Here is a 13,909-nt window from a genome sequence, read left to right as displayed (position 1 = left end):
CGGTTTTCAGGAAGGCGCGGTGTCCGGGGCACGGGGATGCCCCGGTTCGCAGGAAGCCGGATGCGGCGTCAGGCCGAACGGTCGGCGCGGTCAGCGGGCGTGGCGCAGGGCCCAGTCGAGGGCGACGTCGGCGATGCGCTGCCAGCCCTGCTGGGCGGGCAGCAGGTGCGCGTACCCCTCGAAGAGCTCGACCTCGGTGATGGTGTCGCCCTTGTAGTGCGCGGCGTTGGCGCGTTGCACGCTGGGCGGCATGATGTGGTCTTCCGAGCCGGAGATGAACAGCAGCGGCGCGCGCTGGTCGTTGTGGTAGTTGACGGCGATGTCCTGGGGGCCGGGCAGCAGGTTGGCCAGGACGCTGTCCCAGAGGATGCCGCCGGCGGCGGGGATGGCGTAGCGCTCGTACAGGGCGCGGGCGGTCTGCTCGTCGAAGGTGTTGGTGAACGCGTAGTTCCACTGCTCGAAGGTGAATCCGACGGCGCGGTGCCGGTTGGCGGGGTTGCGCAGCACCGGGAAGGTGGAGCGCAGCTGCGAGAAGGGGGTCACCGTGACGCCTTCGGTGGGTGCCGAGTTGAGGGCGACGGCGCTGGCGCCGTAGCCGCGGTCGAGCAGCACCTGGGTGAACGCCCCGCCGGCGGAGTGGCCCATGAGGATGGGTGGCGTGGGAAGCGCGTCGACCACCGCGGACAGGTGCGCGATGATCTGTGGCGCGGTCAGCGTCTCCAGCGGGCTGGGGTCGGCGTTGATCGCCTCGACCTCGCCTTCCAGCCCGGGGTACGTGGGAGTGAGCACCCGAAAGCCCTTGTCCTGGTAGTGGGTGACCCAGTGTTCCCAGCTGCGGGGGGTCACCCAGAACCCGTGGATGAGGACGATCGTGTCCGGCGTGTCGCTCATGGTCAGCTCCGTGACTGTCGGGGGCGGCGATGACGCAACGACGGCGGTGTCGGTGAGCCCACCCTAGACATTCGTGAGCCGCGATGCGGCCGGTTGGGCGATGACGCTCAGTCGAGATCGACCAGCAGGGGGCGGTGGTCGGAGATGGTGGACGCCGGCGCGGTGACCGCACGTACGGGTGGGAGCTGGTCGAGGGCGTGCCGGTCGGCGAGGATGTGGTCGAGTTGGACGCGGGGTTGCCCGGACGGGTAGGTGGGGCGTCGGCCCAGGGGGCGCCAGCCGGAGATGAGCCGGGCCGCCCCGGCGGGCAGGTTGAGGTCGCCGAGCAGGACGCGGGGCCCCGGCAGCGCGCGCAGGGCGCGGACGGTCTGACGTAGTTGGCGGGCGTTCCAGCCGGGCACGAAGGACAGGTGGGTCGCGGCGACGGTGAGGGGGCCGTGCGGGGTGTCCAGGACGGCGGCGAGGACCACGCGGGGTTCGTCGTGCAGCAGGATGAGGCCGCCGCGGGGGCCGGGCACGTAGACCGGTGAGCGCACCGGCGCCGGCTTGAGTCGGGTGACCTGCCAGCTGCGGACGGGGTATCGGCTGATCAGCCCGATGCCGTAGCAGGGTTCGCCGTGGCCGTCGTCGTCGTGGCGCAGCGGGCGGAACTGTTCGCCGGGGGTGCCGACGACAGCGGCGGCGAAGCGGTGGTGGGGTGCGCCGAGGGCGCGGGCGGCGATGGCGGTGAGGTCGAGGTTGCCGCTGCGGCGTTGGTCGCGGTCGACCTCCTGCAGGGCGAGCACGTCGGCGTCGAGGGCGCCGATGGCGGCGGTGAGTCGGTCGGAGTCGACGAGCCCGTCGGTGAGGGACCGTCCGTGCAGCAGGTTGAAGGTGGCCAGGCGCACTCCTGCACCTTACGTGCCCGTGGCATGGTTGCCGGGTGGTGAAGGTCTTGCTGTGTTCGGTGCTGGTATTCGTGGCGGTCGGCGCGTTGGGGGTGTGGTTGCGGCGTACGCGGGGTCGGTGACCGGGTGAGGCTGGCCACTCGAGGGCCGGTGAGGCGCGTCGGTTGGGGAGAATTGCCGCCCGTGGACGCCGTGACGCTGAGTACCCTGCTGGCCGCCGCCGCGTTGGCCGGGTGGGTCGATGCCGTGGTCGGTGGTGGTGGGTTGTTGCTGCTGCCGGCGTTGTTGGTGGCCGCCCCGGGGTTGCCGGTGGCCACCGCGTTGGGCACGAACAAGTTGGCCGCGATCTTCGGTACGGCCACGGCGGCGGCGACGTACGCCCGCAGGACGAAGGTCGACTGGCGGGTGGCGGGCCCGGCGGCCGGGTTCGCGGTGCTCAGCGCGGGCGTCGGCGCGGCGCTGGCCGGGGCGGTGCCGGCGTCGGCGTACCGGCCGGTCGTGCTGGTGGTGCTGCTGTCGGTGGCGGTGTTCGTGCTGCTGCGTCCCCGGATGGGGGTGGTGGCGGTGCCGGCGAAGCGCACTCCGGTGCGGGTGGCGGTGGTGATCGCGGTGGCCGGGGTGGGAATCGCCCTGTACGACGGGTTGATCGGCCCGGGCACCGGCACGTTTCTGGTGTTGGCGTTCACCGCCCTGGTGGGCGCGGACTTCGTGCACGGCTCGGCGATGGCGAAGGTCGTCAACGCGGGGACGAACCTGGGCGCGCTGGTGGTGTTCGGGGTGACCGGGCACGTGTGGTGGCTGCTGGGCGCGGGCATGGCGGTGTGCAACATCGCCGGCGCGGTGCTGGGGGCTCGGATGGCGTTGCGCCGCGGCTCCGGGTTCGTGCGGGTGGTGTTGCTGGTGGTGGTGGCGGCGTTGGTCGCGAAGCTGGGCCACGACCAGTGGGTGAGCTAGCCGCGGCGGCTGGGTGAGTCGAAGCGCCCGGCGCGGATCTCGCGCAGGGCGCGGCGGCGGGTGTCGCCGCGCAGGGTGTCGACGTAGAGCTTCCCGCCCAGGTGGTCGGTCTCGTGTTGCAGGGCGCGGGCCAGGAACCCGCTGCCGGCGATGGTCAGCGGCTCGCCGTGCTGGTCGACGCCGTGGGCGGTGGCGTGCAGGGCCCGCACTGTCGGGAAGTACAGCCCGGGGATGGACAGGCAGCCCTCCTCGTCGTCCTGGAGCTCGTCGGACAGCTCCAGGGTGGGGTTGATGAGGTGGCCGCGGTGCCCGTCGGCGTCGTAGACGAACACCTGGGCGCTGACGCCGATCTGCGGTGCGGCGACGCCGGCGCGGCCGGGGGCGCCGAGCAGGGTGTCCATCAGGTCGGTGACGAGGGCCCGCAGCTCGGCGTCGAAGGTGGTGACCGGTTCGCATCCGGTGCGCAGGACAGGGTCACCGATGATCCGGATGGGCCGCATGGTCATGGGGTTCAGCGTATCGCCGTGCGGTGCGGCGGTCAGCGCCCGGCCAGGGTGGCGCGGATCGGGGTGGTCTTCGCGGCGGCCTCGGCGACCTCGGCGCGTGCGTCGCTGTCCCAGGTGATGCCGCCGCCGGCCCAGGTGTGCAGCCGCTGGCCGTCGGCGGCGGCGGTGCGGATGGTCAGGCCCAGGTCGACGCGGCCCGCGGCGACCCAGCCCAGCGCGCCCATGCTGGCGCCCCGCCCGACCGGTTCGAGGGCGCTGATCTGGGTCAGGGCGGCGAGTTTCGGGGCGCCGGTGACCGAGCCGCCGGGGCAGGTGGCGCGCAGCAGGTTGGCGAGGCCGAGGCCGTCGGCGGCGGCGGCGCGGACTGTCGACTCGGCCTGCCACAGGTCGCACCAGCGGCGCACGGCGAACAGCTCGTCGACGGTGACGGTGCCGGTGCGGGCGATGCGGGCGAGGTCGTTGCGTTCCAGGTCGACGATCATGATGTGTTCGGCGCGTTCCTTCGCGCTGGCGAGCAGTTCGGCGCGGCCGGTGGCGGTGGCCGGACGGGTGCCCTTGATCGGGCGGGTGATCACCTGCCCGTCGGTGACCTCGACGAGGGTTTCCGGGGAGGCGCAGCCGATGGCCCAGCCGTCGCCGGTGAGGAGGCCGCCGTAGCGGGCGCCGGGGAGCGCGCCGAGGCGGCTCAGGGCCGGCAGCGGGTCGCCGGTGTAGGGGGCGGCGGCGTGGCCGACGAGGTTGCTCTGGTAGACGTCGCCGCGGCCGATGGCGGCCCGGACCGCGTCGACGGCGGCGGCGTGCTGGCCGGGGGTCCAGCTCTCGACCCACTCGCCGAGCCACCACGGCGGCTCTGCGCCGGGCCGGGTGACCCGGGTGGAGCCGTGCTGGTAGACGACGACGGCGAGGTCGGGCAGGGCCGGCGCGGGTTCGGGCGCCCCGGTGGGTGCGCCGGCCAGCAGCGCCCCGGCGGCGGCGGACAGGTACAGCGCCGCGCCGCAGACCCCGGTGCCGTGCTGGCCGGTGGCGGGTCGGGTCAGGTCGTGCAGGGGTAGGCCGTGCGCGGCGAGGAACTCCTCGGCGAGGGCCGCGGGGTCGCCGCCGTCGCCGCGAGACCAGTGCAGGCGGGCGCGTTCGGTCAGCGCACCCCGGCACGCGGCCGGCGCGGCGGGTACATCGATCGACGCAGCAGCGCCGCGGTGGGCGGCCGACGCCGCCGGGGCGCTGTCCGCGGCCATTGCAGCCGGGCCGCTGTCCGCGGCTAAGCCAGCCGGGCCGCTGTCCGCGGCACACACCTGTGGGAGCGTTTCCACGCCGTACGGTCCAACCTTCCTCATCCGTTCAGTGGATTTCCCGTGCGCCAGGCGGGCACCTGCTCGATGCTGGACACTTTCGCTTGGTACTGTGCGTCACTGGTCATGTGAACCATGACACAGTGCCCCCACAGTCCGGAGAACCCGATGTGCCAGCACCAACCGACCTGCCCCTCCGCTGAAGCCACCGACCGGGAAGCCGCGCGGGTCCTCGCCTGCTTCCGTGAGCAGGGCTGGAGCCTGCTCTGCAACGGTGTCATCGTCTTCGAGGACACCGGCGAGCTACTTCCCGACGGCAGCAGCATCGCACCGCACCGCGGCCCCGCCCGCCACGCCCTCGTGGCCTGACCGACCACTCAGCGTCACCGTTTAGCCGCCGTCGACCCAGGCTAGTCCCCCGGTAAAGGGACGTCCCCGCCCAGGTCGCAGCGGCTGCCGGGGCAGGCCGTACCGCCCGCCCCGGCTGCGCCGCCGTCAGTCCTCGAACGCCTCCGGCGACGGGCACGAGCAGACCAGGTTCCGGTCGCCGTACGCGCCGTCGATGCGCCGCACCGGCGGCCAGTACTTCCCGGCCCGGTCCACCCCGGCCGGGTACGCGCCCACCGACCGCGGGTACGCGTGCGACCACTCGTCACCGCTGACCATCGCCGCGGTGTGCGGCGCGTTCGCCAGGGGGTTGTCCCCCGCCGGCCACGCCCCGGAACCCACCTGCTCGATCTCCGCGCGGATCGCGATCATCGCGTCGCAGAACCGGTCCAGCTCGGCCAGGTCCTCGCTCTCGGTCGGCTCCACCATCAGCGTCCCCGCCACCGGGAACGACATCGTGGGCGCGTGGAAGCCGTAGTCGATCAGCCGCTTCGCCACGTCGTCGACGCTCACCCCGGTCGCCTTCGTCAACGGCCGCAGGTCGAGGATGCACTCGTGGGCCACCAGGCCCTTGTTGCCGGCGTACAGCACCGGGAAGTGCCCCCGCAGTCGCGCCGCCACGTAGTTCGCCGCGAGGACCGCCACACCGGTGGCCCGGGTCAGCCCTTCGGCGCCCATCATCCGCAGGTACGCCCACGGGATCGGCAGGATCCCCGCCGACCCGTACTTGGCCGCCGAGATCGCCGGCGTGGCGTCCACGTGCGCGCCCAGCGGGTCACCGGGCAGGAACGGCGCCAGGTGCGCGCGGACCGCCACCGGGCCCACCCCGGGGCCACCGCCGCCGTGCGGGATGCAGAACGTCTTGTGCAGGTTCAGGTGCGACACGTCCGCGCCGAACTTGCCGGGCTTGGCGAACCCGACCAGGGCGTTGAGGTTCGCCCCGTCGACGTACACCTGCCCGCCGGCGTCGTGGACCTTCGCGCACAGCGACGCGATGCCCGTCTCGTACACGCCGTGCGTGGACGGGTACGTCACCATGATCGCGGCGAGCGCGTCGCGGTGCTTGTCGATCTTCGCGTCCAGGTCGACGAGGTCGACGTTGCCGTCGTCGTCGCAGCCCACCACCACGACCCGCATGCCGGCCATCACCGCCGACGCCGCGTTCGTGCCGTGCGCCGACGACGGGATCAGGCACACGTCGCGGTGCGTCTCACCCCGCGACGCGTGGTACGAGCGGATCGCCAGCAACCCGGCCAGCTCGCCCTGCGAACCGGCGTTGGGCTGCACGCTCACCGCGTCGTAGCCGGTCACCTCGGCCAGCCACGACTCCAGCTGACCGATCATCTGCCGGTACCCGACGGTCTGCGCGTCCGGTGCGAACGGGTGGATGTTCGCGAACTCCGCCCAGCTGACCGGCTCCATCTCGGTGGTCGCGTTCAGCTTCATCGTGCACGACCCGAGCGGGATCATGCCCCGGTCCAGGGCGTAGTCGAAGTCCGACAGCCGCCGCAGGTAGCGCAGCATCGCCGTCTCCGAGTGGTGGCTGCGGAACACCGGGTGGGTGAGGAAGTCGCTGCCGCGCGTCAGGTCGACCGGCAGGGCCGCGTCCACCGCCCCGTCGAACGCGGGCACCCCGAACGCCGCCCACACCTGCGCCAGGTGCGCGTCGGTAGTGGTCTCGTCGCAGGACACCCCCACCCGGTCGGCGTCGACCAGCCGCAGGTTCACACCACGGTCGGCGGCGGCGGCCACCACCTCGGCGGCCCGCCCGGGCACGGTCGCGGTGACGGTGTCGAAGAACGCGACGTCCGCGACGTCCACCCCGCCGGCGCGCAACCCGGCCGCGAGCCGCGCCGCCATCCGATGGGTACGCGTCGCGATGTCGCGCAGCCCGTCCGGGCCGTGGTAGACGGCGTACATGCCGGCCATCACCGCGAGCAGCACCTGCGCGGTGCAGATGTTGCTGGTCGCCTTCTCCCGCCGGATGTGCTGCTCACGGGTCTGCAACGCCAACCGGTAGGCCGGGTTGCCGTCGGCGTCGCGTGACACCCCGACCAGGCGCCCGGGCAGCATCCGCTCCAGGCCCGAGCGCACCGCCAGGTAACCGGCGTGCGGCCCACCGAAGCCCATCGGTACGCCGAAACGCTGGGTGGTGCCGGCGGCGATGTCCGCGCCGATCTCCCCCGGTGCGCGCAGCAGCGTCAACGCCAGCAGGTCCGCCGCCACGGTCACCAGAGCGCCGACGGCGTGCGCCGCCTCCACGAGCGCCGCGTGGTCGCGCACCGCCCCGGACGCCCCCGGGTACTGCAGGTGCAGGCCGAAGAACTCCGCCGGCAACTCGTCACGCTCGACGTCGAGGACCCGCACGTCGATGCCGAGCGGCTCGGCCCGGCTGGTGATCACCGCGATGGTCTGCGGCAACGCGTCGGCGTCGACGACGTACACACCGCTCTTGCTCTTGGAGGCCCGCCGCGCCAGGGTCATCGCCTCTGCCGCCGCGGTGCCCTCGTCGAGCATGGAGGCGTTCGCGGTGGCCAAGCCGGTCAGGTCGGTGACCATGGTCTGGAAGTTCAGCAGCGCCTCCAGCCGGCCCTGGCTGATCTCCGGCTGGTACGGCGTGTACGCCGTGTACCAGGCCGGGTCCTCCAGCACGTTGCGGCGGATCACCGCCGGGGTGTGCGTGCCGTGGTACCCCAACCCGATCATGGAGACGGCGACGGTGTTACGCGCCGCGAGGGCCCGCAGCTCGGCGATCGTCTCGGCCTCGGTGGCCGGGTCGGGCAGGTCGAGGGTGCCGTGCCAGCGGATCACCTCGGGGATCGCGGCGTCCATCAGCTCGTCGATCGAGTCGTGCCCGACGACCTCCAGCATCCGACGCTCATCGTCGAGGCCGGGACCGATGTGACGGGTGGCGAACTGCTCTACGGTCATAGGGGCACTCCCGGGGCGAGGTCGACGTGTCGGCCTCCCCCTCTGTCGCACCCACAGGGGCACTCCACAGTGCCTGCCCACGAGGTCCTTTTGCCTGAGAGGTTCCGGGGAGGATTTGCCCCTTCGGCGCCGCCCTGCGTGCTGTCGGGCGGTCTCTCCCACGTGGGTGTTACCGGCGTGGTCAACGCTACCAGCGTTGGTGTTTCCGGCGGATGTCCTACCCCCGGGCCGGGCCCCCGCCCGGGGGCGGCCCGTCACACCCCCAGCGGTGCCCCGGCGCCGACCCGCGCGGCCAACTCCGGCAGCACCGCGCCCAGCGGCGCGTCGACGCACACTGTGGCGTGGCCGTCACCCCGGGTCGGCCCCTGGTTGACGATCGCTACCGGGATGCCCCGTTTCGCGGCCCGAATCACGAACCGGCGCCCCGACATCACCGTCAACGACGACCCGAGCACCAGCAACGAGCGGGCCTGCTCCACGGCCGCGAAACACCGCGCCACCCGCTGCGCCGGCACCGTCTCACCGAAGAACACCACGTCCGGTTTCAGCATCCCGGTGCCGCAGATCCCGCAGTCCACCGGCCGAAACGCCGCCACCTGCTCATCGGGGAGATCAACATCACCGTCCGGGTTGACCGCGGCGACGCGGGCCACGAACTCCGGGTTGGCCTCGCGCAGCCGCCGGTGAAGCTCCTCCCGGGAGGTCAGGTTGCCGCAGTCCAGGCAGGTCACCTCGTCGAGGCGGCCGTGCAGCTCGATCACCGACGGGCTGCCGGCCGCACCGTGCAGACCGTCGACGTTCTGGGTGATCACCGTGTCGACCAGCCCGGCGTGTTGCAGCCCGGCCACCGCCCGGTGCCCGGCGTTGGGCGCCGCGCCCGCGATCAACCGCCAGCCCAGGTGGCTGCGCGCCCAGTAACGCCGCCGGGCCAGGGGATCGCGGGTGAACGCCTGGAAGGTCATCGGCGTGTGCCGCCGCGCCACCCCGCTGGGCCCCCGGTAGTCCGGAATTCCCGACTCGGTGGACAGGCCGGCGCCGCTGAGCACCACCACCCCACCACCGGCCACCAGCGAGGTCAACGCGTCGAAGCTCTCCATCACCTCTCCATGCTGCCTCAACCGGTTCACCAACGCCGAGCCCCGAGCCGGGTGGGCGACCCCACCCGGCGCGGGGCGCCGATGACGGCGGCTATGCCGCGACGACGTCGGCGACGACGCACGCGACGTTGTCCGGCGCCCCCTCGGCCAAGGCCAGACCGATCAGCTCCCGCACCGTGTCCTCGGGATCCGCGGCCGCGGCCAACGCCGACCGCAGGTCGGCCCGGTCGACGACCGCGGACAGCCCGTCGGAGCACAACAGGTACCGGTCACCCGGCAACGCGGTACGCAACGCCAGATCCGCCTCGACCTGCCGACCGCCACCGAGGGCGCGCACCAGCACCGCGCGCTGCGGATGCGTCGCGGCCTGGTCCCGGTCGAGCCGGCCCTGATCAACCTGGGACTGCACCCAGGTGTGATCCTGCGTGAGCGGCGACAGCTCACCGCCGCGCAGCAGGTAGGCCCGGGTGTCACCGACGTGCACCAGCGCCAGCTGGGAACCGCTGAACAGCAGCGCGGTCAGCGTGGTGACCGGCTGGTCGGTGTCGGTGGCCAACCCGTGCACGGCGCGATCGGCGTCGCTCACCGCGCCCGCCAGCATCGTCAGCAGGTCGGCGGCCGGCACGTCGGTGAACGCCAACGGCTTCAGGGCGTCGACGGCGGCGGCGCTGGCGGCCGCACCGCCGGGCCCCCGCATACCGTCGGCCACGGCGAGCAACCGCTCGCCGGCGTACGCGGTGTCCTCGTTGCTGTCGCGCACCAGCCCGGTGTCACAACCGGCGGCGCAGCGGACGGCAACTGTGGGATTCGGGTCGGACATGGCGGTGCCCCCTTCAGACAGGTGGTCCACGAGGAGATTGGCGAGCCGGGCACGGGCCTCGGTGTCGGCGCTGACCTGCCGCCAGTACGCGGTGACCGCCTCAGCCGCCGCCGCGGGCTCCAAGCCGCACACGACCCGGATCGTCGCCAGCGGCATACCGAGCCGACGCAACTGGGCGACCAGCCGAGCCACCGGCAGCTGAGCCGGGTCGTAGAGCCGGTAACCGGACTCCGGATCAACAGCGGCCGGTACCAGCAGCCCAACCTGGTCGTACAGGCGCAACGCCTTCGGTGTCAGCCTCGCCGCCCGGGCGAACGCCCCGATGGTCATCAGCCCCACGTCGAGATCCTCCTCGCGCCGGTCACGGCGACCGGCACCCACCAGGCTCAGGGTTGCCCGAAGGTCAAGGTCAAGCCGGTGACACCGCCTGCACCCCGCGGCGCCGGTAGGTTGGACGCATGCGCGTCGTCATCGCCGGAGGCCACGGCAAGATCGCCCTACTGTTGCAACGCCACCTCGTCGGACGCGGCGACACCGCCGTCGGCCTCATTCGCAACCCCGAGCAGACCGCGACGCTGCGCGCCGCCGGCACCACCCCCGTCGTCTGCGACCTGGAACACACCCCGCTCGAACAGTTGGCCGAGCACCTCGACGGCGCCGACGCGGTGGTCTTCGCCGCGGGCGCCGGCCCCGGCAGCGGCGCCGCCCGCAAGGACACCGTCGACCGGGCCGCCGCCGTGCTGCTCGCCGACGCCGCCACCCGCGCCGGCGTCCACCGCTACCTGCTCGTCTCCTCCATGGGCGTGGACACACCACCCGCCCCCGGCACCGACGACGTGTGGGCGGCGTACCTGCGCGCCAAACGCGCCGCCGAGGACGACCTGCGCGGCCGCGACCTGGCCTGGACGGTGCTGCGACCCGGCCGGCTCACCGACGACCCACCCACCGGGCGGGTCACCCTCGCCCCACACGCCGGCCGTGGCGCGATCAGCCGCACCGACGTCGCCCACGTCCTCGCCGCCCTGCTCGACGAACCGCGCACCACCGGCGCGACCCTGGAACTCGTCGACGGACCCACCCCGATCGCCGAGGCCATCCGCGCCGCCGCCAGCTGACCGGCCCGTCGCACCGACGGTCGTCCTCAACCGCCCGGGCGGTGCGCGGCGACCAGCACCGGCCCGCCGGGGACGGTCGGGAAACGGCGGACATCAACCAGCCCCGCCCCCGCCAGCACCTCCGCCATCCGGTCCGCGTCGAAGGCGTTGCCGCCGTTGCGGACCGCGTTCCACCGGTCGACGGCCGCGCGCAACGGCTCCCCGGCCGGCGGGTTGGTGCCCGCCACCAGCCAACCGCCGGGTCGCAGCGCCCGCACCAGCCGGGGCAGCGCCATCGTCAACGTCTGCTGGGGCAGGAACGGCGCCGGCAGCCACACCAGGTCGTACCCGCCCGGCTCGGCGACCTCCGCGACGTCCTGACGGCGCAGACTGATCCGATCCGCCACATCGGGCGCCTCGGCCAACTCCCCGCGGGCCAGGTCCAACGCCCGTTGCAGCACGTCGATACCCACCACCGACACCCGCGGCAACGCGCGCGCCAGGGCGACAGCCAACGCCGCCACACCGGTGCCCACGTCCAACACCCGGGCGTTAGCCGAGTCCAAGCGCTCCGCCAACCCGGGCAACTCGGGCACCACCCGGGTCGCCAACGCCCGGCCGGTCGCCGCCGACGCCCGGCCCTGATGCAACAACACCTCGTCGCCCAACTCCGCCCAGCCGGTCCCACCCGACCCGGAAGGCTCCTGCGCCGCCGCGGCGACCGCCTGCCGCAGCGAACTCAACCGCGCCTGCACCGCGCTGCGCCCGGTCGGCCCATCGGCAGCCACCAGCGACGGGTGCGCGACCGGCACCCCACCATCCCAGGACAACAGACCAGCGGCCTCCAGCACCGCGCTGCGGTGCGGCGCCGCCGCGAGGACCTCGGCGAGCGGGGCCGACAGGGCATCACTCATGGTGCCGACCGCAGCCGCCAGAGCCCACGCCGAAGCCTCCAACGCGGCCAGCGGATCCGGTGACCCGCCGGGCGGAAACGGTGATACGGACACGAAGACGCCTCTCCCCGGGGCGGGCCGCCGGTCAGCGCCGCCTGACCCCTCCGACTATGCCACCGCCGCCAGCGCGCCGAGTGGGGTCCACCTCAGCGAACCCCACCCACGACAACTCAACGCTGGTGGTGCCTAGGCAACGCCGACTGCCCCACCACACCACCCACGAACGGCGCCCCCGGCGTCTCCGCCGCGATCCGATCCATCGTGCGCGCCAACTGCTCACTACCGTCATCGAGATGCCGTGCCGCCGCCTGCATGTGCGACACCATCATCTCGCCGAAGATCCGCAACGCCTCCCGGGTCGCCACCGTGTCGTCAAAGCTCGACCCCGCCGAGCTGCGGTACTCCGCCACCGCCCGCTCGGCCTCCTGCTTCGCCTCGGCCTCCGCCGCCTGCAGGTAGCTCTCGTACTGCATCCGGGCGTACTCCGCGACCCGACGCGCGTAGTCATGCGCCTGCGCGATGATCTGCTCCGCCTCGCGCTGCGCCGCCGACAGCAGATTCACCTCCCGCGCCGCCGGGACCTTCGCCGCCGCCCCGGTACTGGGAATCACCCCGTGCCGGTGCAACTCCACCCGGTCGTTCAGCCGCTCGTTCTCCGCCCGCAACGTCGCGATCTGCGTCGCCAACAGGTCCAACTCATCAGCGACCTGCACCCGGAACCGGTCCACGTCAGCGTTGTCGTAACCACGCCGGGCGAACGACGCGGCACCGAACTCCCACCGCCGAACCCGGTCGGCGGTCATCCGCACCTGCACACCGCCGGAAACCTGCACCCCGTCATACCGACTGATCGGCGTCGCGCTCACCTGTGCAGACCTCCGTTCGCGACCGCCGGGCCCGCAAGCTCACTGCTCGCGCTCACCTGTGCCCACCTCCCGAAGTGTCACCCGCAGCCGGTTGCTGCACCGCCGTCCGCCACGCCGGGCCGTACCACTGCGCGCCCAGGCCCTCGTGGTGCACCTGACCCGCGTGGTAACCCGCCTGAACCAACGTCCGCACCGCGTGCGACACCATCTCGTCCGACCCACACACGAACACGTGCCGGGACCGCCAGTCACCGTCGGCCAACGCCCGGTCCACCGCCTGCACGAACTCCCCCGGCCGGTGCACGTCGGCACCGACCACGTACGTCACCGTCAACCACGGATACGACGACGCCAACTTGTCGATCGCGTCGCTGTCGTAGAACTCGCTACGGGACCGGGCCCCCACGTACAGGTCCACCCGCCGACGGGAACCCTCCGCGGCCACCTGCTCCACCAATGCCTTCACCGGCGCCCAGCCGGTACCCGAAACCAACAGCAACAGGTCGCTGGAGCCCGCCGACCGCAACCCCAGCCGGTCCCCCACCGGCGCCGCCAGGTGGATCCGATCCCCCACCGCCGACCCGTACACCAGCCGCGACGACACCGCGCCACCCGGCGCGGCCCGCACATGCAACTCCAACGTGCCGTCCGCCCGCGGCGCGTTCGCCGGCGAGTAGTACCGCCACGACCGCACCGACGGGTGCGACACCCCGATCGACTGACCCGGCGTGAACGGCAACAGATACTGCGGACGCACCGTCAACACGGCCACGTCGAACGCCCGCCGCTCATGCGCCACGATCTCCGCCACCCACCACGGCGGATTGACCGCCTCAGCGGCCTGCGCGGCCTCCATCATCACCTGGGCGACCAACCCGTACGCGGCCGTCCAGTCCGCAGCCAACTCGTCGGTCCACTGCTCGGCGAGGAAATGCTGCAACGTCGCCACCAGCGCCTCACCAACCGCCGGATAGTGCTCCGCGCGGACCGCGAACTTGCGGTGATCCGCGCCGAGATCCTGCAGGAAACCCACCAGCCGATCCACCTGGTCCACATTGGACACGATGTGACCCAACGCGGTCACGAGGCGGTCCCGCTGACCAGCCATGTTCGTGGGGAACATCTGCCGCGTCTCAGGATGAGCAAGGAACAACGTCGAGTAGAAGTAGAGCGGCACCTGGTCACCGTGACCGGCGACCACCGACCAGCTCTGCTTGAGGCGAGCCGCGTCCAC

13 protein-coding genes and 1 riboswitch are annotated in these 13,909 nt (G+C 72.8%); of the genes, 3 read left to right on the top strand and 10 right to left on the bottom strand.

Annotated features, from left to right (window positions below; translation table 11 throughout):
• Window positions 1-90: 90 nt before the first annotated feature.
• Both ACIA47_RS00215 and ACIA47_RS00210 read right to left on the bottom strand, forming a co-directional pair.
• Window positions 91-891 (bottom strand): alpha/beta hydrolase, encoded by an 801-nt coding sequence (locus tag ACIA47_RS00215; RefSeq protein ID WP_396704104.1) that lies wholly within the window; start codon window positions 889-891, stop codon window positions 91-93.
• Window positions 892-998: 107 nt separating this feature from the next.
• Window positions 999-1,778, bottom strand: a complete 780-nt coding sequence (locus tag ACIA47_RS00210) for an endonuclease/exonuclease/phosphatase family protein (RefSeq protein ID WP_396704102.1) — start codon at window positions 1,776-1,778, stop codon at window positions 999-1,001.
• Window positions 1,779-1,961: 183 nt separating this feature from the next.
• On the opposite strand from ACIA47_RS00210, the gene ACIA47_RS00205 reads away from it, so the two are divergent.
• Window positions 1,962-2,732 (top strand): sulfite exporter TauE/SafE family protein, encoded by a 771-nt coding sequence (locus tag ACIA47_RS00205; RefSeq protein WP_396704100.1) that lies wholly within the window; start codon window positions 1,962-1,964, stop codon window positions 2,730-2,732.
• On the opposite strand, the gene ACIA47_RS00200 is transcribed toward ACIA47_RS00205, so the two are convergent.
• Window positions 2,729-3,238 carry a peptide deformylase gene (locus tag ACIA47_RS00200; RefSeq protein WP_091398002.1) on the bottom strand — a complete coding sequence of 170 codons (510 nt, stop codon included), beginning with the start codon at window positions 3,236-3,238 and terminating at the stop codon, window positions 2,729-2,731. The genes ACIA47_RS00205 and ACIA47_RS00200 overlap by 4 nt on opposite strands.
• A gap of 32 nt (window positions 3,239-3,270) precedes the next feature.
• Window positions 3,271-4,473: a chorismate-binding protein gene (locus ACIA47_RS00195; protein ID WP_396704098.1), complete on the bottom strand. Its 1,203-nt coding sequence runs from the start codon at window positions 4,471-4,473 to the stop codon at window positions 3,271-3,273.
• A gap of 222 nt (window positions 4,474-4,695) precedes the next feature.
• On the opposite strand from ACIA47_RS00195, the gene ACIA47_RS00190 reads away from it, so the two are divergent.
• Entirely contained in the window at window positions 4,696-4,896 is a 201-nt protein-coding gene (locus ACIA47_RS00190) for a DUF5999 family protein (RefSeq protein WP_007460326.1), read from the top strand.
• Between the two features lie 126 nt (window positions 4,897-5,022).
• Here the strand turns inward: ACIA47_RS00190 and gcvP are convergent, their stop codons facing one another.
• From gcvP to ACIA47_RS00175, 3 genes are all read right to left on the bottom strand, one after another.
• On the bottom strand, window positions 5,023-7,845 hold the full coding sequence (gene gcvP / locus ACIA47_RS00185; RefSeq protein ID WP_396704096.1) for an aminomethyl-transferring glycine dehydrogenase: 2,823 nt from the start codon (window positions 7,843-7,845) through the stop codon (window positions 5,023-5,025).
• 72 nt (window positions 7,846-7,917) lie between these two features.
• Window positions 7,918-8,016, bottom strand: a riboswitch (glycine riboswitch).
• Between the two features lie 83 nt (window positions 8,017-8,099).
• The gene (locus tag ACIA47_RS00180; protein WP_396704094.1) at window positions 8,100-8,942 is read right to left on the bottom strand and encodes an NAD-dependent protein deacetylase; all 843 of its coding nucleotides are present in this window, start codon (window positions 8,940-8,942) and stop codon (window positions 8,100-8,102) included.
• A gap of 91 nt (window positions 8,943-9,033) precedes the next feature.
• On the bottom strand, window positions 9,034-10,101 hold the full coding sequence (locus tag ACIA47_RS00175; RefSeq protein WP_396705305.1) for a MerR family transcriptional regulator: 1,068 nt from the start codon (window positions 10,099-10,101) through the stop codon (window positions 9,034-9,036).
• A 119-nt stretch (window positions 10,102-10,220) separates the two neighbouring features.
• On the opposite strand from ACIA47_RS00175, the gene ACIA47_RS00170 reads away from it, so the two are divergent.
• Entirely contained in the window at window positions 10,221-10,877 is a 657-nt protein-coding gene (locus tag ACIA47_RS00170; RefSeq protein ID WP_396704092.1) for an NAD(P)H-binding protein, read from the top strand.
• A gap of 26 nt (window positions 10,878-10,903) precedes the next feature.
• Here ACIA47_RS00170 and ACIA47_RS00165 read toward each other — a convergent pair whose 3' ends face one another.
• The 3 genes from ACIA47_RS00165 to ACIA47_RS00155 all read right to left on the bottom strand — a co-directional run bounded on the left by ACIA47_RS00165 (window position 10,904) and on the right by ACIA47_RS00155 (window position 13,909).
• Entirely contained in the window at window positions 10,904-11,770 is an 867-nt protein-coding gene (locus ACIA47_RS00165; protein ID WP_396704090.1) for an SAM-dependent methyltransferase, read from the bottom strand.
• 209 nt (window positions 11,771-11,979) lie between these two features.
• Window positions 11,980-12,675, bottom strand: a complete 696-nt coding sequence (locus tag ACIA47_RS00160; protein WP_203121155.1) for a cell division protein DivIVA — start codon at window positions 12,673-12,675, stop codon at window positions 11,980-11,982.
• A gap of 52 nt (window positions 12,676-12,727) precedes the next feature.
• On the bottom strand, window positions 12,728-13,909 hold the full coding sequence (locus ACIA47_RS00155; RefSeq protein WP_203121153.1) for a globin domain-containing protein: 1,182 nt from the start codon (window positions 13,907-13,909) through the stop codon (window positions 12,728-12,730).

Source organism: Micromonospora sp. NPDC051227 (assembly GCF_044455385.1).
GTDB lineage: Bacteria > Actinomycetota > Actinomycetes > Mycobacteriales > Micromonosporaceae > Micromonospora.
The sequence above is the reverse complement of the archived record's forward strand: the minus strand, read 5'-3'. Positions and strand labels throughout refer to the sequence as shown.